At 70.3% G+C, this 19,519-nt stretch carries 21 protein-coding genes and 1 pseudogene; 8 read left to right on the top strand and 14 right to left on the bottom strand.

The window, feature by feature from the left end; translation table 11 throughout:
- Positions 1 to 23: 23 nt before the first annotated feature.
- From ACH4RG_RS34285 to ACH4RG_RS34270, 4 genes are all read right to left on the bottom strand, one after another.
- Complete coding sequence (locus ACH4RG_RS34285) at positions 24 to 1,469, bottom strand: M1 family metallopeptidase (RefSeq protein ID WP_398540733.1); 1,446 nt, start codon at positions 1,467 to 1,469, stop codon at positions 24 to 26.
- A gap of 171 nt (positions 1,470 to 1,640) precedes the next feature.
- A complete protein-coding gene (locus tag ACH4RG_RS34280; RefSeq protein WP_398540732.1) occupies positions 1,641 to 3,809 on the bottom strand; it encodes a RelA/SpoT family protein in 2,169 nt (722 codons plus the stop codon).
- 171 nt (positions 3,810 to 3,980) lie between these two features.
- Positions 3,981 to 4,847, bottom strand: a complete 867-nt coding sequence (gene dapF / locus ACH4RG_RS34275) for a diaminopimelate epimerase (protein WP_397925338.1) — start codon at positions 4,845 to 4,847, stop codon at positions 3,981 to 3,983.
- 125 nt (positions 4,848 to 4,972) lie between these two features.
- Positions 4,973 to 5,425 carry a hypothetical protein gene (locus tag ACH4RG_RS34270; protein ID WP_397925509.1) on the bottom strand — a complete coding sequence of 151 codons (453 nt, stop codon included), beginning with the start codon at positions 5,423 to 5,425 and terminating at the stop codon, positions 4,973 to 4,975.
- Between the two features lie 252 nt (positions 5,426 to 5,677).
- Here ACH4RG_RS34270 and ACH4RG_RS34265 point away from each other — a divergent pair, with 252 nt between their 5' ends.
- From ACH4RG_RS34265 to ACH4RG_RS34245, 5 genes are all read left to right on the top strand, one after another.
- Positions 5,678 to 6,235 carry a hypothetical protein gene (locus tag ACH4RG_RS34265; RefSeq protein WP_397925336.1) on the top strand — a complete coding sequence of 186 codons (558 nt, stop codon included), beginning with the start codon at positions 5,678 to 5,680 and terminating at the stop codon, positions 6,233 to 6,235.
- On the top strand, positions 6,232 to 6,450 hold the full coding sequence (locus tag ACH4RG_RS34260; RefSeq protein ID WP_397925334.1) for a hypothetical protein: 219 nt from the start codon (positions 6,232 to 6,234) through the stop codon (positions 6,448 to 6,450). Before ACH4RG_RS34265 ends, ACH4RG_RS34260 begins: the two co-directional genes overlap by 4 nt.
- Positions 6,451 to 6,566: 116 nt before the next feature.
- The gene (locus ACH4RG_RS34255; RefSeq protein ID WP_398540731.1) at positions 6,567 to 6,809 is read left to right on the top strand and encodes a transposase family protein; all 243 of its coding nucleotides are present in this window, start codon (positions 6,567 to 6,569) and stop codon (positions 6,807 to 6,809) included.
- Positions 6,810 to 6,815: 6 nt separating this feature from the next.
- Entirely contained in the window at positions 6,816 to 6,995 is a 180-nt protein-coding gene (locus tag ACH4RG_RS34250) for a hypothetical protein (protein WP_397925330.1), read from the top strand.
- Complete coding sequence (locus ACH4RG_RS34245; RefSeq protein ID WP_397925328.1) at positions 6,992 to 7,240, top strand: transposase family protein; 249 nt, start codon at positions 6,992 to 6,994, stop codon at positions 7,238 to 7,240. Before ACH4RG_RS34250 ends, ACH4RG_RS34245 begins: the two co-directional genes overlap by 4 nt.
- Before the next feature lie 75 nt (positions 7,241 to 7,315).
- Here the strand turns inward: ACH4RG_RS34245 and ACH4RG_RS34240 are convergent.
- From ACH4RG_RS34240 to ACH4RG_RS34230, 3 genes and pseudogenes are all read right to left on the bottom strand, one after another.
- Positions 7,316 to 7,996 (bottom strand): annotated as a pseudogene (locus ACH4RG_RS34240) (ISAzo13 family transposase); the annotation flags it as partial.
- A gap of 80 nt (positions 7,997 to 8,076) precedes the next feature.
- A complete protein-coding gene (locus tag ACH4RG_RS34235) occupies positions 8,077 to 8,241 on the bottom strand; it encodes a hypothetical protein (protein WP_397925519.1) in 165 nt (54 codons plus the stop codon).
- A gap of 108 nt (positions 8,242 to 8,349) precedes the next feature.
- Complete coding sequence (locus ACH4RG_RS34230) at positions 8,350 to 9,066, bottom strand: hypothetical protein (RefSeq protein WP_397932471.1); 717 nt, start codon at positions 9,064 to 9,066, stop codon at positions 8,350 to 8,352.
- A 544-nt stretch (positions 9,067 to 9,610) separates the two neighbouring features.
- Here ACH4RG_RS34230 and ACH4RG_RS34225 point away from each other — a divergent pair.
- A complete protein-coding gene (locus tag ACH4RG_RS34225) occupies positions 9,611 to 9,763 on the top strand; it encodes a hypothetical protein (RefSeq protein WP_398540730.1) in 153 nt (50 codons plus the stop codon).
- A gap of 278 nt (positions 9,764 to 10,041) precedes the next feature.
- Here the strand turns inward: ACH4RG_RS34225 and ACH4RG_RS34220 are convergent, their stop codons facing one another.
- From ACH4RG_RS34220 to miaA, 3 genes are all read right to left on the bottom strand, one after another.
- A complete protein-coding gene (locus tag ACH4RG_RS34220) occupies positions 10,042 to 10,692 on the bottom strand; it encodes a transposase (protein WP_398540729.1) in 651 nt (216 codons plus the stop codon).
- 65 nt (positions 10,693 to 10,757) lie between these two features.
- Complete coding sequence (locus ACH4RG_RS34215) at positions 10,758 to 11,117, bottom strand: hypothetical protein (RefSeq protein ID WP_398540728.1); 360 nt, start codon at positions 11,115 to 11,117, stop codon at positions 10,758 to 10,760.
- Between the two features lie 815 nt (positions 11,118 to 11,932).
- Positions 11,933 to 12,871, bottom strand: a complete 939-nt coding sequence (gene miaA / locus ACH4RG_RS34210; RefSeq protein ID WP_397925318.1) for a tRNA (adenosine(37)-N6)-dimethylallyltransferase MiaA — start codon at positions 12,869 to 12,871, stop codon at positions 11,933 to 11,935.
- A gap of 209 nt (positions 12,872 to 13,080) precedes the next feature.
- Between miaA and ACH4RG_RS34205 the strand changes: the two genes are divergently transcribed.
- Positions 13,081 to 13,401 (top strand): antitoxin, encoded by a 321-nt coding sequence (locus tag ACH4RG_RS34205; RefSeq protein WP_398540727.1) that lies wholly within the window; start codon positions 13,081 to 13,083, stop codon positions 13,399 to 13,401.
- Positions 13,402 to 13,464: 63 nt separating this feature from the next.
- On the opposite strand, the gene ACH4RG_RS34200 is transcribed toward ACH4RG_RS34205, so the two are convergent.
- Both ACH4RG_RS34200 and miaB read right to left on the bottom strand, forming a co-directional pair.
- Positions 13,465 to 14,184, bottom strand: coding sequence for a class III extradiol dioxygenase subunit B-like domain-containing protein (locus ACH4RG_RS34200; RefSeq protein ID WP_398540726.1), 720 nt, complete (start codon positions 14,182 to 14,184; stop codon positions 13,465 to 13,467).
- A 184-nt stretch (positions 14,185 to 14,368) separates the two neighbouring features.
- Positions 14,369 to 15,889, bottom strand: coding sequence for a tRNA (N6-isopentenyl adenosine(37)-C2)-methylthiotransferase MiaB (gene miaB, locus ACH4RG_RS34195; protein ID WP_398163435.1), 1,521 nt, complete (start codon positions 15,887 to 15,889; stop codon positions 14,369 to 14,371).
- A 134-nt stretch (positions 15,890 to 16,023) separates the two neighbouring features.
- Between miaB and ACH4RG_RS34190 the strand changes: the two genes are divergently transcribed.
- Complete coding sequence (locus tag ACH4RG_RS34190) at positions 16,024 to 17,025, top strand: TAXI family TRAP transporter solute-binding subunit (RefSeq protein WP_397925310.1); 1,002 nt, start codon at positions 16,024 to 16,026, stop codon at positions 17,023 to 17,025.
- 48 nt (positions 17,026 to 17,073) lie between these two features.
- Here the strand turns inward: ACH4RG_RS34190 and ACH4RG_RS34185 are convergent, their stop codons facing one another.
- Positions 17,074 to 18,474, bottom strand: coding sequence for a sensor histidine kinase (locus tag ACH4RG_RS34185; RefSeq protein ID WP_397925308.1), 1,401 nt, complete (start codon positions 18,472 to 18,474; stop codon positions 17,074 to 17,076).
- A gap of 19 nt (positions 18,475 to 18,493) precedes the next feature.
- On the bottom strand, positions 18,494 to 19,186 hold the full coding sequence (locus tag ACH4RG_RS34180; RefSeq protein ID WP_397925306.1) for a response regulator transcription factor: 693 nt from the start codon (positions 19,184 to 19,186) through the stop codon (positions 18,494 to 18,496).
- Positions 19,187 to 19,519 lie beyond the last annotated feature (333 nt).

Here is a 19,519-nt window from a genome sequence, read left to right as displayed (position 1 = left end):
GTGGCACGGGCCCGCCGGGCCCGTCACGCGGGTTTAGCGCTGCTCCACTCGGGGTGGCCCGGCATCGGCGGGGTCTTCTCCCCGTACAGCCAGCCGTCGAAGAAGGCGGACAGGTTGCGTCCCGCGATACCGGACGCCAGCCGGGTGAAGTCCGCGGTCGTCGCGGTGGAGTCCCTGTGCACCCGGACCCAGGTGCGCTCCAGCCGGTCGAAGGCGGCCTCGCCGATCTCCTGGCGCAGGGCGTAGAGCACCAGCGCGCTGCCGTCGTACATGACGGGGCGGAACAGGCTGAGCTTCTGCCCCGGGGCCGTGCCGTCCGGGTGCGCCGGAGGGCCGCCGTCCGCGCGCCAGCCGTCGGAGAGCCTGTACGCCTCACGCATCCGCCGCTCCAGGGTCCCGCCGCCGTTCTCCTCGGCGTACCGGGCCTCGTACCAACTGGCGTGGCCTTCGTTGAGCCACAGATCGGACCAGCTCGCGGGCGAGACGCTGTCGCCGAACCACTGGTGGGCCAGCTCGTGGATCATCACCGAGTCGACGTACCACTCCGGGTAGCCGGGCTCGGTGAAGAAGGACTTCCCGAACAGCGACAGGGTCTGGGTCTCCAGGGCGAAGCCGATGGGGCTGTCGGCGACGAGCACCCCGTACGTCTCGAAGGGGTAGCGGCCGACCTGCTTCTCCATCCACTCCAGCTGGGCCGGGGTCTTCTTCAGCCAGGGTTCCAGCTTCTTCCGGTCGGCGTCCGGGACGACGTCGCGCACCGGCAGTCCGTGGGGGCCGGTGCGGTGCAGCACGGCGGAGGTGCCGATGGAGACCTGGGCCAGCTCGGTGGCCATGGGGTGCTTCGTGCGGTACGTCCAGGTGGTCGTGGCCCCGCGCCGGGTCTTCCCCGCCGGCAGGCCGGCCGCGACCGCTGTCAGCTTCTCGGGGGTGGTGATCCGGAAGGTGAAGTACGCCTTGTCGGAGGGGTGGTCGTTGCCGGGGAAGACGCGGTGGGCGGCGTCGGCCTGGTTGGCCATGGCGAGGCCGTCGGCGGTACGGACCCAGCCGCCGTCGTCCCCGGATCCGTCCGGGTCGCTGGTGTGCCGGACGGTGATGTTCAGCGGTACGCCCGCGGGGTGACGGCGGGGTGCCTGGACGACCAGGTCCTCGCGCTTGCTGCCGAAGTCGGCCGCCAGTCCGTTGACCTCGACCCCCTGGACGGTGCCCCGGGCGAAGTCGAGGTTGATCCGGTCCAGCGGGGCGGTGGTGCGGGCCCTGATCTTCGTGACCGCGTCCAGGGGTTCGGTGTTGCTGCCGTGGTACGTGAAGGCGATGTCGTACGCCAGGACGTCGTATCCGGGGTTGCCCAGCTCGGGGAAGAGCCGGTCGCCGATGCCCAGGGGCTCGGGGGCGGGCAGCGTGGCGGCGACGAGGGTGGCCGAGGCGGTCGCCAGCAGGGCGGCGCGCAGGCGGCGGGAGAGGAGCGGCATGGACTACCGCTATCAGCGCATCGCCGCCGGGCCGGGGAGCCGCGCGCCGCGCCACTCGAACGAGAACGCGTCGCTGGTGGAGAAGCGGTTCCGGCCGGCCGGGAGGAAATCCCGGGCCGGGCCGCTTCCGGGCTTCCGGGCTTCCGGGGCAGCTCAGCCGGCCGGGGCAGCTCAGCCGGCCGGGGCCGGGTGCTGGGCGCGGCTGACGTCGTAGACACCGGCGACCTCGCGCATGGCGCGCATCAGGGCGGGAAGGCCGGCCGCGTCGGGAAGCTGGAGAGTGTAGGTGTGGCGGACGCGCTGCTCGCTGGGCGGTTCCACGGTGGCGGAGACGATCGCCGCCTCGGCGGTGGCGATGGCCTCGGTGAGGTCGGCGAGGAGCCGGGGGCGGCCGAAGGACTCGGCGACCAGGGTGACCCGGCAGCCCGCGTCGGACTCCCGGCCCTCCACGTCGGCCCAGCGGGCCCCGACCGGGGCGCGGCCGATCTCCTGCATGGCGGCCACGGCGGGGCACTCGCGGCGGTGCACGGTGACCGTGCCGCCGCGCACGACGAAGCCGGTCAGCTCGTCGGGGGGCACCGGCGTACAGCAGCCGGCGAGGCGCACCGGCGCGTCCGGCCCGTCGACGACGACGCCGGTGGCGCGGGGGCCGGACCGGGTGCGCGTCGGCGCGGTGGCCTGGGCGTCGCGCTCCGGGGCGGCTAGCTCGGCCGGGCCGGGCCCGCCCGCGTCCACGGACGTCATCGTCGAGGGGGTGGGCTTCGCCTCGTCGGGGTGGTCGGTGAGCCAGCCGGTGATCGCGATCCGGGCGGTGGGGGTGCGCGCGTGGTCGAGCCAGTCGGGCGAGGGACCGGAGGCGGTGTCCTGGGCGAGCAGCAGCTGCACGGTGTCGCCGTCGCTGAGGACGGTGCTCAGGGTGGCGAGGCGGCCGTTGACCCGGGCCCCGATGGAGGTGTGCGCCCGGTCGCCGTACTGCGCGTAGGCGGCGTCGACGCAGCTGGCCCCGGCGGGCAGCCCGAGCGTGCCTCCGTCGGTGCGGAACACGGTGATCTCGCGGTCCTGGGCGAGGTCGTCGCGCAGGGTGGTCCAGAAGGTGTCGGGGTCGGTGGCGGACTCCTGCCAGTCCAGCAGCCGGGAGAGCCAGCCGGGCCGGGTCGGGTCGGCGCGCTCGTCGGACGGCTCGCTCTGCGGGGTGGCGGCGTGGTCCTGGGCGTACGGGTTGCCCAGCGCGACCACGCCCGCCTCGGCGACCTTGTGCATCCGGTGCGTGCGGATGAGGACTTCGGCGACGGCGCCTCCGGGGCCGACCACGGCGGTGTGCAGCGACTGGTACAGGTTGAACTTGGGGGCGGCGATGAAGTCCTTGAACTCCGAGATCACCGGGGTGAAACAGGTGTGCAGTTCGCCGAGGACGGCGTAGCAGTCGGCGTCCTCGGTGACGAGGACGAGCAGCCGGCCGAAGTCGGTGCCGCGCAGTTCCCCGCGTTTCCCGCGGACCCGGTGCACCGAGACGAAGTGGCGTGGCCTGATGAGGACTTCGGCGGTGATGCCCGCGTCGCGCAGGGTGCCCCGTACGTCGTCGGCGATGGTGTCGAGGGGGGCGTCCGGACCTGCCGCCGCGGCGATCAGGGCGCGGGTGTCCGCGTACTCCTCGGGGTGCAGGATCGCGAAGACCAGGTCCTCCAGCTCGGTCTTGAGCGCCTGCACGCCGAGCCGTTCGGCGAGCGGGATGAGGACGTCCCGGGTGACCTTGGCGATCCTGGCCTGCTTCTCCGGGCGCATCACGCCGAGGGTGCGCATGTTGTGCAGCCGGTCCGCGAGCTTGATCGACATGACCCGGACGTCGTTGCCGGTGGCGACGAGCATCTTGCGGAAGGTCTCCGGTTCGGCGGCGGCGCCGTAGTCGACCTTCTCCAGCTTCGTCACGCCGTCGACGAGATAGCAGACCTCGTCGCCGAACTGCTCGCGTACCTGGTCGAGCGTCACTTCCGTGTCCTCGACGGTGTCGTGGAGCAGGGAGGCGGTGAGGGTGGTGGTCTCGGCGCCGAGTTCGGCGAGGATCAGCGTGACGGCCAGCGGATGCGTGATGTACGGCTCGCCGCTCTTGCGCATCTGGCCGCGGTGCGAGGACTCCGCGAGGACGTAGGCCCGGTGCAGGATGGTCAGGTCGGCGTCGGGGTGGTGGGCGCGGTGCGCCTCGGCGACATGTCCGATGGCGTCGGGCAGCCGGTCGCGGGAGACCGGGCCGCGCAGTGCCACCCGGCCCAGTCTGCGCAGATCGATCCGGGGGCGGCTCCGCCTGCGTAGGGGAGCGCCGGGATCGGCGGCCTCTGCACTCATGGGCACCTCCGGCGACGTCGACCGGCGCTGGGGAGGGGCGGATGCCCCTCGGGACCGGTGCTTGATGCTATCGACCCCACCACGTGGCGCAGTCCAGCTCTCGCCCAGCGTGAAACGGATCACCCATTCGAGCGAAGCTCGGGCCGGTCATCGTTTCGAGCGAGCCATTCCTCAGGACGTTTCGAGCCAGATCGGGTCGATGACGCCTTCGGCGACGATCACCGCGGGCCCGGTCATGTCGATACCGCCGTCGGGGTGCTCGGTGATGACGAGGGTGCCGCCGGGGAGGTCCACCCGGTAGGTGGCGGGGAGGCCGGTCCTGGCGGGGTCGGCGCCGTCCCGGCGGGCGGTGGCGACGGCGACCGCGCAGGCGCCGGTGCCGCAGGAGCGGGTCTCGCCGGAGCCGCGCTCGTGGACACGCATGCCGACGTGGCGCGGGCCCCGGTCAACGACGAACTCGATGTTGACGCCGTCGGGGTAGACGGCGCCGGGGCTGACGGGCGGGGCGGTGAACAGGTCGCCGGCGTGGTCGAGGTCGTCGACGAAGGCGACCGCGTGGGGGTTGCCCATGTTGACGTTGCGGGCGGGCCAGCTGCGGTCGCCGACGCTGACCGTGACGCTCTCCTCGGGCAGCAGGGCGCGTCCCATGGAGACCGTGATGTCGCCGTTCTTCGCGAGGTGCACGCGCTTGGGGCCGCCCCGGGTGGCGACGGTGAGGTCGCCCTCCTCGACGAGGCCGGCGCGCTGGAGGTGGTGGGCGAAGACCCGCACGCCGTTGCCGCACATCTCGGCGATCGAGCCGTCCGCGTTGCGGTAGTCCATGAACCACTCGGCCGCGTCCGCCATGGAGCGCGCCTCGGGGTGCGCGGCGGACCGCACGACGTGGAGCAGGCCGTCCCCGCCGATGCCGGCCCGGCGGTCGCAGAGCCGGGCGACGACGGCGGCGGGCAGCGTGAGGGCGTTGTCCGGGTCCGGGACGATCACGAAGTCGTTCTCGGTGCCGTGACCCTTGAGGAAGGCGATCTGCGAGGTGCTCACAGGCCAACTGTACGAGGCGGCGCCGACCACCCGCACGAGCGGACCCGGCGGCCGGGTTCGCGACCGGCACAGGGCCCGGACCACTGAACCGCGCGGGCAGACCCGGCACAGGGCGTGTCCTGCCGTCAGCGCAGTCGGTCCACGCGCCAGACGGCGAGCGCGACCAGGGCGGCGCCGGTCGCCGCGTACAGCGCGATCACCCGCCAGTCGGGGCGGACGCCGGAGCCGCGGGAGGGCAGGCCCGGCCAGGTGTGACCGACGCGACGGGCGGCCATCATGCCCCAGCCGGCCGCGCAGCAGCTGATCAGGAGCCCCAGCATGGCGACGATGGCGCCGCCGTCGCCGAACTCGAAGGCGAGGGGAAAGGCGAACATCAGCGAGCCGACCGCGGCGAGTACGACGATGGGGGCGAGCTGCCAGATCCGCAGCTTGCGGGTGGGCCGCAGCTCGACCTCGACCTCCGGGGTCACGTCCTGCTCGTCGGGCCCGTCAGGACTCAGCCGTCCCGCGGTCTCCCGCGGTGACGGCACGTCGTGCTCCGTGTCGCGCTGCTCCGTGTCGCGAGGGCCGGCCTCCATCGCCACGCGCCCTCCCAACTCGGACTCCACTGGTGGATCGATGCTCGATGATGGCACGATCACGGGTGCCGAATTGACGGGCGGAGCTTCCCGATGCCATCACGTGATCAGGCTGTTATGGCTCCGCTTTGGGGTTTATGCAGGTCAGGCTTCTGCTGCTGGTCAGCGAGTCAGCAAGAGGTCAGCAATAACCCCAGGTCAGCGACCGATTACGCGGTCACGACCGAACTCGGCGAAGGGGCCGCAACAATCATGTCGAACAAGCTTGCGCGGGGCATGGGCAGCTTCTTCGAGCCCTGCGCGTGTCGCCGCCCGTCAGGCTGCCCGCACCTCTACACGATCCGCTTCCGCAACATCCGGGGCAAGCAGGCCGAGGAGTCCGGCTTCCCCACCCAGGACGCCGCCATCGAGCGCCTGACCGAGCTCTACACAGCCCGCAGGACCACGCTCCGGAGCATCGCCGAACAGCAGGAGACCCTCGGCGAGATGACTTTCGAGGAGTACGCGAAGGCGTGGTTCGCCCGCAAGCGTGGTCGCACCGGCAGCACGAGGGCCGCGACCGAGTCCCGGATGCGCACCCACGCCTATCCGGAGATCGGCTCGCGGAAGATGCGCACCTTCGACAGCTTCGTGGTGGAGCGCTTCATCACCGCCATGGAACGCAGCAACGTAGGCGCCGCAACTCAGGCGCAGGTCTTCCTTAAGACGATGCGCCCCAGCACCGGAAACGCGTTCCTCTTCCCACCACACTCCGAAGGTGGTGGACCAACCTCCAGCAGCAGAAGCCGAACCTCGTCCCCGGAGGGATGACCATGTACAGCTTCCGCCACTACCTCGCCTCCAACGCCCTTGGGCAAGGCATCCCCATCACCGACGTGGCGGACTGGATGGGCCACTCCGACATCAACATCACCTACCGCCACCTCCTCCCCGGCTCCGTCTCCAAAGCCGCCACACTCCTCAACAACGGCCTCAACTTCGCCACCACAACGGCCGACGACCCCGACGTCGCCACTGCGGCCTGACGTACCAGCGACACGCCGGCTGAGACCACCTGATAGCTCGTTCCAACGACCTCGCGCACGGCTAGCAGTGGGACGTCGAGCGCTGCATAGTCGATCATGGCTGCGTGGTAGGGAACGTGACGCGCACAGCGATCATCAGCGACCGGAGGATTACGGGCCTGTCGGCAGCTGTGATCGCTGAACTCGTCGCCGGGGTCGGCCCGTTGTGGCATGAGCGGCACCAGGCCAGGCTTGCGTCCCGGCCGCGGAAGCGTGCGGTGGGCGCAGGTGCGAAGCACCGCCTGGTCTTCGTCGACCGGCTGCTTGCCACGCTCGTGCACCTTCGCCACGGGGTTACTCATGACGTGCTGGCCTGCTGATTCAGTGTGGACCGCTCGACGGTCACGCGGGCCATCAGCGAGGTGCGGCCCCTGCTCGCGGAGCGAGGATGCACCGTCAGCCCCGACGTGCGGCTGCGAACCCTGGCCGAGGTCGTTGCCCATCTCGGCCAGGCCGGGAAGACCGGTACCAAGGACTCGGAGCACAGACCGGCGGACGCGTCGTGACGCCCCCGCACCGAAAGTTCAAGAAGAACGCCCCGGACTGGTACGAGGAGGTACACGAGCGCAGGCGCAAGGCCCACTCCTCACGCCGCATCCGGGTCGAGCACAGCATCGCCCATCTGAAGAACTGGCGGGCACTGACCCGCCACCTCGGCCGCCGCGAGCGCATGGACGACACCGTCCAAGCCCTCGTCGGCCTGCTGTCCCCGCAGCAGACCGCAGGCCGGTTCGTGGCTCGGCGGACGTGAGCACCGAGAGGCCCCACCGACCCCTTCGACATCCCACCGCTAACCGTGCACGAGGTCGTAAGGGATTGCAGATCATTAACACGTTGTTTTGATCGTGTTGTCCTCGCTGGTCTGTGCTTGGACCCGGTCCAGAAGGGCGGCGAGGGCCGTGGGTGGAGTTGTCGTCGGCGGGATGGTCATGCCGTGTGCCTCGCGCAGTCGCCGGTTCTTCAGGAGGGTGCGGTGCATCGCGGTGCGGCCTGGTGCCGAACAGCACGGCGAGGGGTTCCGCGGCCAGGGCGGCCCGCAGGTGGAGCACGGTGGCCAGGACCTGGTCGGGGAGGGCCAGCCGAGGCGGCCGACCGCGCCGGGTATCCCCGTCCGGGGCCAGGGTCTCGGTGAGGTCGTTCAGTTGCTGGCGGGTTATCCCGGTCAGTGCTGGATCGGAGAGCAAGGCTTGGTCCCACTCCGGATCCGGCGTCTGCGGGGCCCGGGCCGCCGGGATTACGGGTGATGGGTGGGGGTGCAGTGCGTAGTTCCAGGCGCCCTGGAACGCGTGCCGGGTCAGCGGCAGGGCGGCCATCTCCGCGTCTTTGATGGGACTCCGGTCGGGTAGGTGTTGGTGTCGAGTTCGGCTCTCACACGCAGTCCGGAGCGGGTGGTGGTCGCGGCGATCGACTGCAGGATGACTTCGTGGCTGGTCAGCGGGCGGCCGTTCCAGTTCATGGTGATGTGCGAGAAGAGCCGGTGCTCGATCTTGTTCCACTTCGATGTGCCTCGTATACAAAGTAGTTGGACTCGGGGATCTGGCGGATGAGCGGCTTCAGCTCGGCGATCTCCTTCTTCAGCGCCTTGACCTACGCGGACTCCTGCGTGGTCGTCCCCGGCCGCTGCCCGGAGTCGGCCTCGTCCCGCTTCACCCAGTTCCGCAGGGTCTCTGCCGAACCGATGCCCGGTTTCTGGGCGACCGCCCGCAGCACCGCCGACTCGTTCGGACACTCACCACGGACCTCGGCGAACATGCGCACCGCCGACGGCGCAGCTCGAGCGGGTGACGGAAAGGGTGTGCCATGGCTCAATCCATTCACGGAATCGAGTCTCCACCGAACCCGGAACAAATCACTCGCAGTTCAGGAGGACGGTGCGTCCAGGTTCGGCTTCCGCCTCACCTCAGTCACGGACACGTTCTCGTCTTCGGGGATGCCGAAGGGTTCCGCGATCACACCTGTTCCGGTGCCGATGATCTCCACTGCCAGGCCGGAGCCCATGAACCGAAGGTCCACTCGGGCGCGCGGGTCGCCGCCGAGGTCGGACATCTTGTGGATGCGGTCGGTACGGTATCCGGCGGCGACAATGGTCTGCTGAAGTGCGCTGTAGGTGGTGTGCGGCTCTCCGGCAGCTTTGGTGGTCAGGCGCTCGGCGTGCTTGGCGGCGGCGCACTTCTCGATGTCGCCGAGTTCGACTTCCTGTGGTGGGCCGGACTGCATGGGCTTGTCGGGCATCTCACCTGACTCATCGACGGGGATGGGGATGTCGCCGTTCGCGTCAGGTGTCCCCGCAGGCTTGTCGGTGCGGGGAGCTACACCGCTGGGGATGCCACCCGGCAGTGTCCCGGGATCTGGCGCGGCGCCGCTGCCGCTGGGGGCGTCGGGGGAGCACTGGCGCGCGAACTTGTTGAGGATGTCGAGGAACTGCTTCTCGGTGGGCTGCAGGGCGGGTGAGGCGGAGACCTGGGAGCCGATCGGGGTGGAGGATGTGGAGGAGGCTGTCTGGGTGCCGCAAGCGGTCAGGGCGAGGGAGCCCGCAGCCGCTATGACGACGGACGCGGTGAAGCGAATCGATGGCATGGATAAATCTTTGCCACACGCCCACTTGGGCGCATGAGTATGCGTACTCATGGCTTGATCACAGGCCGAAAATAGTCGTCGAGATCTGTGGACCGATTGATCTCGGTCTCGTTTTGATGGCTTAATTTCGACAAGTTCGTTTTCGAATCCGTCACCCTTCCCCAGGAACGACCTCGGTGTAGTTCCGCTCTGCCCGGTTTCATGATGGCTGATTAGATGTCGTAAACGGCGCAAGCGTCCCACGGTGGAGCAGGTCACGGCGGGGCGGTGGAGCAGGTCGCGGCGGGCGTGGGCGATGCCGGCTCGTCCGGCGAGGCGGATCGCGCTGATGGCCAGATTACGGAAGCCGCCTTGCCCGCAGAGCCGTACTGATCCTGACCTGGGCGTTGTCCTCGTCCGGGTCGGATCAGGCGGGCTTGCTGCTGGCCATGACGGGGGTTCTCCTCTCGGTGCGCTCCAAGGCTCACCTGCCGAAGCGGGAAGCCTCACCCAAGGCCGACAGAGAGGGACTCGATGACCGTCCCAGGACCATTCGGCAAGGCACGTGGGGAAGACAAAGGTTCTCACGCTCGGTGATACCGAGATCCGAGCCACCCGCAATGAAATTGGCATCAGCGTCGCCTGCAACATCAAAAACACCACCGACAAAACACGCAACATAAAAGTTGCCGTCAGCGCCGGCAACGGAAACGATTGAGTGACGACCAATAACTTCGATTTACGGAAAGTAGCCGCGGGGCAGACAGCTTCAGAAACCACTGTCATGGGCGCTTCTTTCGAAGGGAACCTGCCGGACGATCCGAAAATTTACATCGACTCGGTACTTTTCTACTGAGCCCAAAGTGACGGTTAGCCTCGAACTTTCGTGACGGGCTGTCGGATCTCCGGCGGCCCGTTTCGGCTTGTCGAGTGGGTGAGTAAGGCTACGGCGTAGTCACGTGATGTCCAGTTCGTGACCATGTATTGATCAGAAACTCATGGGGTTCTCGTCCAGGACACAGCGGACGTGCGGGCCGCCGAAGTAGCCGCGGATGATGTGTGGCTGACGTTGTCGGCGGTGGAAGAATCTGCAGGTTTCGGCGGCGAGTTCGGCTTGGTTCCTGGCCCCCGGTGGGTGTGGGGAAGGCTGCGTTTCAGGTCGGCGTTGACCAGTTCGTCGGGGTTCAGTTCGGGTGAGTACGAGGGCAGGAAGTGCAGCTCGATCCAGTCCTGGTGGTCGGCGAGCCAGGCCCGGACGGCCTTCCAGCGGTGGGCCGGGTGCCGGTCGACAATCAGGTGGACCTTGTGGTCGAAGTGCCCGACGAGCCGGGAGAGGAAGCGGCACATCATCTGCCCCCGCGCCCACAGCCGACCCGAAAGATCCAGGTCGGAGGGGATCTGATCGAGGGCGGCCTGCCGCGCGGCGGCCTGCTCGGCCTCGGACAGGACCTGGTGCTCGTCCACGCGGCGGCCTCGCGGGCGGGACAGCAGTGCGTCCCGGCCAGCGGCCCGCCACCTCTCCCACCAGTTGTCCACGGCCTTGACCAACACCTTGAACAGGTCGGCGACCGCCACCCGGTCCCGGCCCTCCATCAACGCGGAGACCGCCAGCAACCGCACAGCCTCCTGCGCGTTCGGCGAACACATCCGCGCGTCCCCCCCACCAGATCACTCACGCACCATCGACGAGCCTGAACCCAAAGCCTTTCGGATCAATAAGGCCGAGGCAGACGAGGGTCGCGGGCATTGCCGCGGAGGCCGGTCGCGATGTTCCTTGTTCCGTCCGTCCGGAGGGTACCGATGGCGAGGTTGCGGTAGGTGACCATCGCGCGTGGTGCGTTGCCGGTCCGGAGCTGCGGGGCGTCCTCGGTGAAGGTGGTGTCCCGGATGTGGTGCAGCGATTCGATCCCCCGTTCATCGCGGACGAGTTGGGCGAGGCGGGCCGGGGCGGTCTGTTCGGCGGTCAGGCTGGTGTCCGCGTAGATGGCGGTGAGGTGGTCCGACCGTCTTGCGGTCAGTGCGGCGACGGCCGCCCCTGGGCTCAGCCCGTACGAGTACGCCCACTGCAACATGGAAGGGCCCTAGGCCTTCGAGAAATCCGGGCTGGCCGCCGGCTGTCCCCGAGCTGCTGACACCCTGAAGGGTGCTCCGCTCCAGGACGACGGAGCCAGCCTCCTGTGGTGATCGGCGCCACCAGCGCAAGACCATAGTCGTGAAACGCAGTTCCAGACGGGCCGATGCGTCAAGCTTGTTTGACAGCGGCGTCAAATCCGCTGAATACCGACGCAGGCCGCCGCCATGCACCCCGTCTGAACAGCGCAGGAACGCCCTATCACACGGTTCATGGCCTTTCGTTGAGCGAGCACACCCGAGCGGTGGCCTCGCGTTGGCCGGTGCTCCAACTTCTGATCTCACGTTCGTCTCAGGGGCCGTCGTCCCTCGATGTTGCTTCCGGTATTGCCCTTTCGTCCTGTGGTGTCGGGTCGCGCCAGGAGACGGTCATCTCGTTGGTGCGGCGGCCGGTGAGTTGGACCACGGCGTCGGAGCGGGCCGGCAGAGCTCGTATCGCCAAGCGCAGCGGATGGGAAGTAGTCCACCGCCACGCCTTGCCACGAGACGATCGCCCGGATCAGGTACAGCGTCCTCACCTCATTCCTCGGCGTACAGAGCACCAACTCCACTTACAACACACTCCCGCCCCCCGCCACTGCCAACCGATGTAGGTGACCACCCGTCAGCAAAGTCAGCAAGGGGTCAGCACCGGACAGCGATATGTCATCCCCGATTGGCGGATTCTGGCGCGAACTCGCATTCCAACAACTCGCTCCGACCTGCCTCGATTTAGCGAAACGAGAGCCCCGCTACGCCGGCAACTCCTGTCATGCGATCAGGCTGGGACCGCTCGTTCGACCAACGTCAGCGCCCGGTGCGGGAGTTCCTCCCGGTCACGGTGGCCGCCGCCGAGCCACACGACACGCGCGTCGCGGCGGAACCAGGAGTCCTGACGGCGGGCGAAGCGCTTGGTGGCGCGCACGGTCTCGGCCCGCGCGTCCTCCTCGGTGCACTCCCCCGCGAGCACCGCGAGGATCTGCTGGTAGCCGAGAGCCCGCGAGGCCGTGAGGCCCTCGCGCAGCCCGGACGCCTCCAGGGCGCGCACCTCGTCCACGAGCCCCGCCTCCCACATCCGGTCGACGCGCAGGGCGATGCGCTCGTCCAGTTCGGGGCGGTCCACGTCGACGCCGATCTGCACGGCGTCGTAGACCGGCTCCTCGCCGGGGAGGTTGGCGGTGAACGGCTTGCCGGTGATCTCGATGACTTCGAGGGCGCGGACGATGCGGCGGCCGTTCGTCGCCAGGATGGACCGGGCGGCCTCGGGATCGGCGGCGGAGAGGCGTTCGTGCAGGACGCCCGAGCCGCGCTCGGCCAGTTCCGCTTCGAGGCGGGCGCGCACCCCGGGGTCCGTACCGGGGAACTCCAGGGCGTCGATGGCACCCTTCACGTACAGCCCGGAGCCGCCGACGAGGATCGGTGTGCGCCCCTCGGCGAGCAGCCGGTCGATCTCCAGGCGGGCCAGTCGCTGGTACTCGGCGACGCTGGCGGTCTCGGTGACGTCCCAGATGTCCAGCAGCCGGTGCGGTACGCCGTCACGCTCGGGAAGCGTCAGCTTCGCGGTGCCGATGTCCATGCCCCGATAGAGCTGCATGGAGTCGGCGTTGATCACCTCGCCGCCGAGCCGCTGGGCGAGAAAGACCCCCAGATCCGACTTTCCGGCTGCGGTGGGGCCTACGACGGTGATGACGCGGGGGGCGGAAGCGGGAGGGGTCACCCGGACAGTCTCCCAAATATCCGGGCCCTCCCGACCACACGGTGTCTGTGGGGGTGCGGCCGTGCGCGGAGAGCGACGTCAAGGAAGCGCTGGCGAAGCGCAATGAGGCGTGTAAAAACGGCAAGAACGGACAAGTGACGGACAATGGGGGCGGGAGAACGCTCCCGCGAACAGTTCTCAACAGTCCTCACTGCACGGAAGGTGACCCAATGGGGTTCCTGGACAACCTGAAGGCCAAGCTGGGGCCGGCCAAGGACAAGGTCGGCGACCTGGCACAGCAGCACGGGGGCAAGATCGAGCAGGGCCTCGACAAGGCCGCGCGCACGGTCGACCAGAAGACCAAGGGCAAGTACAGCGACAAGATCGATTCGGGGACGCGCAAGGCCAAGGAGGCCGTGGACAAGCTGGGCAACAAGGAGGGGGGCACCCCCGGCGCCACCGGCACCCCCGGCGCCACCGGCACGCCGGGGAATCCCGGTACTCCGGGGAATCCCGGCAACACCCCTCCTCCGCCGCCGCCCGCTCCCTGACACGGTGACCGCGGACCGGCGGCGGGCACGTGGCCGAGTGCCCCGTGCCCACCGCCGGTCCGTTCAGGACCAGGCGGCGACGGTGTACCCCACGCCGTACGGGGCGTCCTCGTACAGCAGTCGGCCCGCGAGTCCGGCGGACCGCGCGGCGCCGCCGAGCAGCTGCCAGGGGGCACGTCCGGCCGCCTTGAGTTCACGGGCGACCGTCGCGTCGAGCGCGGCGAGGGCGTGGAGGTCCGCGGAGCCGAGCGCTTCGGTGGCGCGGGCGTCGAAAGCGGCTGCCCGCTCGTCGAGGTAGCCGGGGGCCTTGAGGGTGCGGCAGGCGCTGCCGTCGCCCATCACCAGGAGCGCGACCCGCTCGGCACGCCGGGCGAGGGAGTGCCCGGCCGCCGCGCACTCCGGGGTGGCCTCGCTCTCCGCCACGGCGAACCCTTCGACGGGAGCGCCCCTCCATCGGGCCCGGCTCAGCAGCCAGGCGCCCACGGTGAGGGACTGCGGCAGCGGCCGGTCCGGGGCGGCGGCGTCCCGCGGTGTGTCGCCGAGCGTCACGTCGAGGTCCACGCCGACGCCCCTGAAGGACCCGCGCGCCGCTGCCGGGTGGGGTCCGGCGGACCGGTCGTCGCCCGGCCCCACGACGACGAGCAGGTCCGGGCGCGAGGCGGCGAGCACTCCCACGGCGTCGAGGCACGCGTCACGTGCGGCGTCGAGTTCGGGGGCGGCCCCGGCGGCGACCTCGGGCACCAGGAGCGGCGGACAGGGGCACACGGCGGCGGCGACAAGCATGCCGGTCAGCGTACTTGCCGAAGGTCGGAGCGGGTGGGGCCGGTCGGCCGCGCCGGGCCCGTGTGCCGGGGCGGACGCCACTGCCCGCGAACCCGTGTGCCGGGGGCAGTGGCGTCCGCCCCGGAGTCTGCGTCCGACCGCTGCCGCGGGTCCCGGCCGGGACCCGCGGCAGCCGCCCGGTCCGTCAGCCGATGCCGCAGGCCGGGGCCGGGGCGGCCGGGAGCGGGTCCGGGGCGCCGATGCCGGGAAGGCCGAGCATCACTCCGGCGGGCTTGGCGGCCGCCTCGGTGGTGCGCTTCTCCCAGGCGTCGCCCGCGCGGGTGGACCGCACGGCGAGCGGTGTGCCCTCGGCGAGCAGGTGGTGCGGGGCGGCGTAGGTGATCTCGACGGTCACGACGTCGCCGGGGCGCACGGCCTTCTCGGGCTGGGTGAAGTGCACCAGGCGGTTGTCGGGGGCGCGGCCGGAGAGGCGTCGGGTGGCCCCGTCCTTGCGGCCCTCGCCCTCCGCGACCATGACGTCCAGGGTGCGGCCGACCTGCTTCTTGTTCTCTTCCCAGGAGATCTGCTCCTGGAGGGCGGACAGGCGCATGTACCGCTCCTGGACGACCTCCTTGGGGATCTGGTCGTCCATGTCGGCGGCGGGGGTCCCGGGGCGCTTGGAGTACTGGAAGGTGAACGCGTTGGCGAACCGTGCCTCGCGGACGGCGTGCATCGTCTGCTCGAAGTCCTCCTCGGTCTCGCCGGGGAAGCCCACGATGATGTCGGTGGAGATGGCGGCGTCCGGCATCGCGGCGCGCACCTTCTCGATGATCCCCAGGAAGCGCTCCTGGCGGTAGGAGCGGCGCATCGCCTTCAGGATGCTGTCCGATCCGGACTGCATCGGCATGTGCAGCTGCGGCATCACGTTGGGCGTCTCGGCCATGGCGGCGATGACGTCGTCGGTGAAGTCGCGGGGGTGCGGCGAGGTGAAGCGGACGCGCTCCAGGCCCTCTATGGCCCCGCAGGCGCGCAGCAGCTTGGAGAAGGCCTCGCGGTCGCCGATGTCGGAGCCGTACGCGTTGACGTTCTGGCCGAGCAGGGTGATCTCGGAGACGCCCTCGGCGACCAGGGCCTCGATCTCGGCCAGGATGTCGCCGGTGCGGCGGTCCTTCTCCTTGCCGCGCAGCGCCGGGACGATGCAGAAGGTGCAGGTGTTGTTGCAGCCGACCGAGATGGAGACCCACGCGGCGTAGGCGGACTCGCGGCGGGTGGGGAGCGTGGAGGGGAAGGCCTCCAGGGACTCGGCGATCTCGATCTGCGCCTCCTCCTGGACGCGGGCGCGCTCCAGGAGGACCGGCAGTTTGCCGATGTTGTGCGTGCCGAAGACGACGTCGACCCAGGGGGCCCGCTTGACGATGGTGTCGCGGTCCTTCTGCGCGAGACAGCCACCGACGGCGATCTGCATCCCGGGGCGCTTGGTCTTCATGGGCGCGAGGCGGCCGAGGTTTCCGTACAGCTTGTTGTCGGCGTTCTCCCGCACCGCGCAGGTGTTGAAGACGACGACGTCGGCGTCGCCGTCGGAACCTTCGGGGGCCCGGACGTAACCGGCGCCCTCCAGGAGACCCGACAGCCGTTCGGAGTCGTGGACGTTCATCTGGCACCCGTAGGTGCGCACCTCGTAGCTCTTCTGGACGTCCACTGCTTCGCTCCGGTTGCCGCTGCTCATGGGACAAGGGTAGGCGGTTGCCGGGCGGCCCCCTCCCGTCCCCTTCCCCGGCCGCCGCCCGGCCCTGCCCGCTGTGGGACGGGCCTCATGGGGAAGCCTGGTCAGGGGGCGGTCGAGCTGGCAGGATCGCGCGCATGTTCCACGCTCTGTCCCGATTCGGCCGCCGGCGCACCCTGCGGACGGGCGCCGTGCTCGCGGTCGTGCTCGGGCTGCTCGCGTGGTGGTTGCAGCCGGAGGGGGGCGAGGGGGACCCGAGCGGGTCGCTCACCTTCTCCACCGGCGTGCCCAGCGGTGTGTACCAGCGGTACGGGGAGCGGCTGGAGGTCGCGCTCGCCAAGGACATGCCGGAGGTGTCCATACGGCTGCGGACCAGCGAGGGGTCGCAGCAGAACCTCGCCCGGGTGGCGACGGGCGAGGCGGACTTCACCATCGCCACCGCCGACGCGGTGGCCACCTATCTCCGCGACGGCAGACCGGGGGCCCAGCGACTGCGCGGCTGTGTCCGGCTGTACGACGACTACGTCCAGCTGGTCGTCCCCCGCGACTCCGACGTGCGGACGGTCTCCGATCTGCGGGGCAAGCGGGTGGGCGTCGGCCAGGAGGGTTCCGGGGTGCGGCTGGTCGCGGACCGGCTGCTGGCGGCGGCGGGGCTCGATCCGGCCGACGACGTCACCCCGGTGCCGGTGGGCATCGACACCATGCCCGTACGGCTGACCCAGGGCCGGCTCGACGCGTTCTTCTGGTCGGGCGGGCTGCCGACCGCGGCCGTGCAGAAACTGTCGCGGCGCTTCGACATCCGGCTGGTGCCGCTGGAGGCCGAGCTGGTCGCGGAGCTCCAGGCGGCGACCGGTCCCACCCGCTTCTACCGGTCCGCCATGATGCCCGCCGACGTGTATCCGCAGGCCCAGCAGGGTCAGGCGGTTCCCACGGTCGCCGTGGCCAACCTGCTCGTCACGACCGACCGTACGGACGCGGCCATGACCGAGGCCTTCACCCGGACCGTGATCAACAGCCGGGACCGGATCGGCCGCGAGGTCCACGCGGCGCAGCTGGTGGATCTGCGGACGGCGATCTACACGGATCCGCTGGACGTGCACGACGGGGCCAAGGCCTACTACCGCTCGGTGAAACCGTGAGGCCCCGCCGCTCCTGAAACCCGGCGGCGCCTCCCACCCGGCTCCCCGTCAGCTCCCCGGCACGTCGCGGGGGACCGAGACGGTCACCCGCAGGCCGTGCGGTTCGTGGTGCTCGTACGCGATCGAGCCGCCGCCCGCCGCGAGCAGCACCCGGGAGATGGAGAGGCCCAGGCCCGACCCGCTGACGTTCTGGTGGCGTGTGCTGCGCCAGAAACGGTCCCCGACGCGCTCCAGCTCCGCTTCGGTGAGGCCGGGGCCCCGGTCGGCGACCACGACGGTCGCCGTGCGGGCTCCGGCGGCGACGTTGACGGTGACGGTGACGTCCTCTCCGGCGGGAGTGAACTTCAGGGCGTTGTCGACCACCGCGTCCAGGGCGCTGGAGAGCGCCACGGGGTCGGCCCAGGCGGTGGCCGCCGGGGCCCCGTCCAGGGTGAGGTGCACGCCCTCCCGCTCCGCCATAGGACGCCAGGAGGCGACCCGCTCGGCGGCGAGCGGGACGATGTCGATCAGCTGGAGGTCCGCCTCGGCGTGCTCGGCCAGCGCGAGGTCGAGGAGGTCGTCGAGAACCCGGGCCAGCCGCTTCCCCTCGGTACGCACGGCCGCGATCTCCTCGCTGTCCTCGGGCAGCTCCAGGGCGAGCAGCTCGATGCGCAGCAGCAGGGCGGCGAGCGGGTTGCGCAGTTGGTGCGAGGCGTCGGCGACGAAGGCGCGCTGCTGCTCCAGCACGTCCTCGACGTTGTCCGCCATCTCGTTGAAGGAACGAGCCAGGCGTCTGAGCTCCGGCGGCCCGGCGGAGGCGGCGACCCGGGAGCGCATACGGCCACCGGCGATGTCGTGGGTGGCCGCGTCCAGGGTCCGCACGGGCAACAGGACCCAGCCGGTGAGCCGTACGGCCGCGCCGGCCGCCACCAGCAGTGCCAGCGCCTCGCCGAGGCCGATGAACAGCCACGTCCGCAGGATCCGGGACCGCATCTCGCCGGTGGACGAGTCGAGGACGACCACGGCGACCACGTCGCCGTCGCGCACGACGGGCGAGGCGACGACGACACGGCCGTCGCGCCAGGGCCAGATCTGCGGGGGGTCGTGCGAGCGGCGGCCCAGCAGCGCCTCGTTGAAGGCCGTGCGCCCCTCGCCCTTGGCGGGCAGGGTCCAGTAGCCGGGGGCCTTGGCCAGGGCCCGGTAGTCCCGGAAGAAGACGCCAGCGCGGATGTCGTACACGGAGGCGTAGAGCTCCAGGTCGGTCTGGAGGGTGCGGCGCCGCTCCTCGCTGTCCGGGGAGGTGTCGGTGATGGACTGCGCCAGGGCGGCGAACCGTGCGGTGTCGTCGATCCGGTCGATCACCAGCCGCTGCTGTTCGGCGGCGGCCACGCTGATCGCGAGCGGGAAGCCGAGGGTGAGCAGGACGGCGGCCATCAGGACGATGAGCAGCGGGAGCAGACGGGAGCGCACCGGGAGACGTACCCGCCGGTTACGCGGACGGCGCGACGAGCCGGTAGCCGACGCCCCGCACGGTCTCGATCAGGGCGGGCAGCCGCAGCTTGGAGCGCAGGGAGGCGACGTGGACCTCCAGGGTGCGGCCGGTCCCCTCCCAGCTGGTGCGCCAGACCTCGCTGATGATCTGCTCGCGGCGGAAGACGACGCCGGGGCGCTGGGCGAGCAGCGCCAGGAGGTCGAACTCCTTGCGGGTGAGCTGGACTTCCGCACCGTCGACGCTGACCCGGCGGGTCGGCAGCTCGATGGCGACCGGACCGAGGCGCAGGGCGGCGGCGGGGGTCGGCGTGGTGTCCTCACCGCTGGTGGTGCGCCGGGCGACCGCGTGGATACGGGCGAGCAGTTCGCCGGTGTCGTACGGCTTGGTGACGTAGTCGTCGGCGCCGAGGTTGAGGCCGTGGATGCGTGAGCGCACGTCGGCGCGGGCGGTGACCATGATCACGGGGGTCGCGGTGCGTTTGCGGATCTTCCCGCACACCTCGTAGCCGTCCTGGTCGGGCAGGCCGAGGTCGAGGAGGATCACCCCGAAGGGTTCCTTGTCGGCGGGCAGCAGGGCGCGCAGGGCTTCCTCGCCGTTACGGGCGTGCACGACCTGGAATCCGTGCCGGGCGAGCACGGCGGACAGGGCCGCCGCGACATGGTCGTCGTCCTCGACGAGCAGCAGTCTCATGGCCCTCCCCTCCGTTTCTCCCGGGGCCGTACGGCTCCTCGGGTCTTCGTGCTCCCCCCCCGGGCCGGGCGTCCCCTGGGGCTCGTTCGCTTCGTCGTCCCGTCGGCAGCACCGTCGCACGGCGTCACCACGTGGGGCCCGACATTAACCCGCGCTTCATCCGCGAGATCCCCCGCGAGCCCCGATGACACTTCCCGTTCTGCGGTGTTTCACGTCTTCCTCGTCCCAGGCATCCACGCCGATGAACGGCACACCAGTCAAGAGCCTCCCGGTTACAGCAGGGTTTCCGTTATGCACCCGGTACGCCTCCGGGGCGGCGCGTGACGTCCTGTT

It is taken from the genome of Streptomyces sp. NPDC021019 (assembly GCF_044333295.1).
GTDB lineage: Bacteria > Actinomycetota > Actinomycetes > Streptomycetales > Streptomycetaceae > Streptomyces.
This window is presented reverse-complemented; position numbering and strand designations above follow the sequence as displayed.

Excerpts from the sequence above, each read along its gene's own strand:
- miaB (WP_398163435.1), bottom strand. The coding sequence starts at position 15,889 with ATGAGCAGCGGCAACCGGAGCGAAGCAGTGGACGTCCAGAAGAGCTAC.
- ACH4RG_RS34205 (WP_398540727.1), top strand. The coding sequence starts at position 13,081 with ATGGGGTTCCTGGACAACCTGAAGGCCAAGCTGGGGCCGGCCAAGGAC.
- ACH4RG_RS34260 (WP_397925334.1), top strand. The coding sequence starts at position 6,232 with ATGACCATGTACAGCTTCCGCCACTACCTCGCCTCCAACGCCCTTGGG.
- ACH4RG_RS34235 (WP_397925519.1), bottom strand. The coding sequence starts at position 8,241 with ATGTTCGCCGAGGTCCGTGGTGAGTGTCCGAACGAGTCGGCGGTGCTG.
- ACH4RG_RS34200 (WP_398540726.1), bottom strand. The coding sequence starts at position 14,184 with ATGCTTGTCGCCGCCGCCGTGTGCCCCTGTCCGCCGCTCCTGGTGCCC.
- ACH4RG_RS34220 (WP_398540729.1), bottom strand. The coding sequence starts at position 10,692 with ATGTGTTCGCCGAACGCGCAGGAGGCTGTGCGGTTGCTGGCGGTCTCC.
- ACH4RG_RS34190 (WP_397925310.1), top strand. The coding sequence starts at position 16,024 with ATGTTCCACGCTCTGTCCCGATTCGGCCGCCGGCGCACCCTGCGGACG.
- ACH4RG_RS34285 (WP_398540733.1), bottom strand. The coding sequence starts at position 1,469 with ATGCCGCTCCTCTCCCGCCGCCTGCGCGCCGCCCTGCTGGCGACCGCC.
- ACH4RG_RS34215 (WP_398540728.1), bottom strand. The coding sequence starts at position 11,117 with ATGTTGCAGTGGGCGTACTCGTACGGGCTGAGCCCAGGGGCGGCCGTC.
- ACH4RG_RS34180 (WP_397925306.1), bottom strand. The coding sequence starts at position 19,186 with ATGAGACTGCTGCTCGTCGAGGACGACGACCATGTCGCGGCGGCCCTG.
- ACH4RG_RS34265 (WP_397925336.1), top strand. The coding sequence starts at position 5,678 with ATGTCGAACAAGCTTGCGCGGGGCATGGGCAGCTTCTTCGAGCCCTGC.
- ACH4RG_RS34270 (WP_397925509.1), bottom strand. The coding sequence starts at position 5,425 with ATGGAGGCCGGCCCTCGCGACACGGAGCAGCGCGACACGGAGCACGAC.
- ACH4RG_RS34230 (WP_397932471.1), bottom strand. The coding sequence starts at position 9,066 with ATGCCATCGATTCGCTTCACCGCGTCCGTCGTCATAGCGGCTGCGGGC.
- ACH4RG_RS34280 (WP_398540732.1), bottom strand. The coding sequence starts at position 3,809 with ATGAGTGCAGAGGCCGCCGATCCCGGCGCTCCCCTACGCAGGCGGAGC.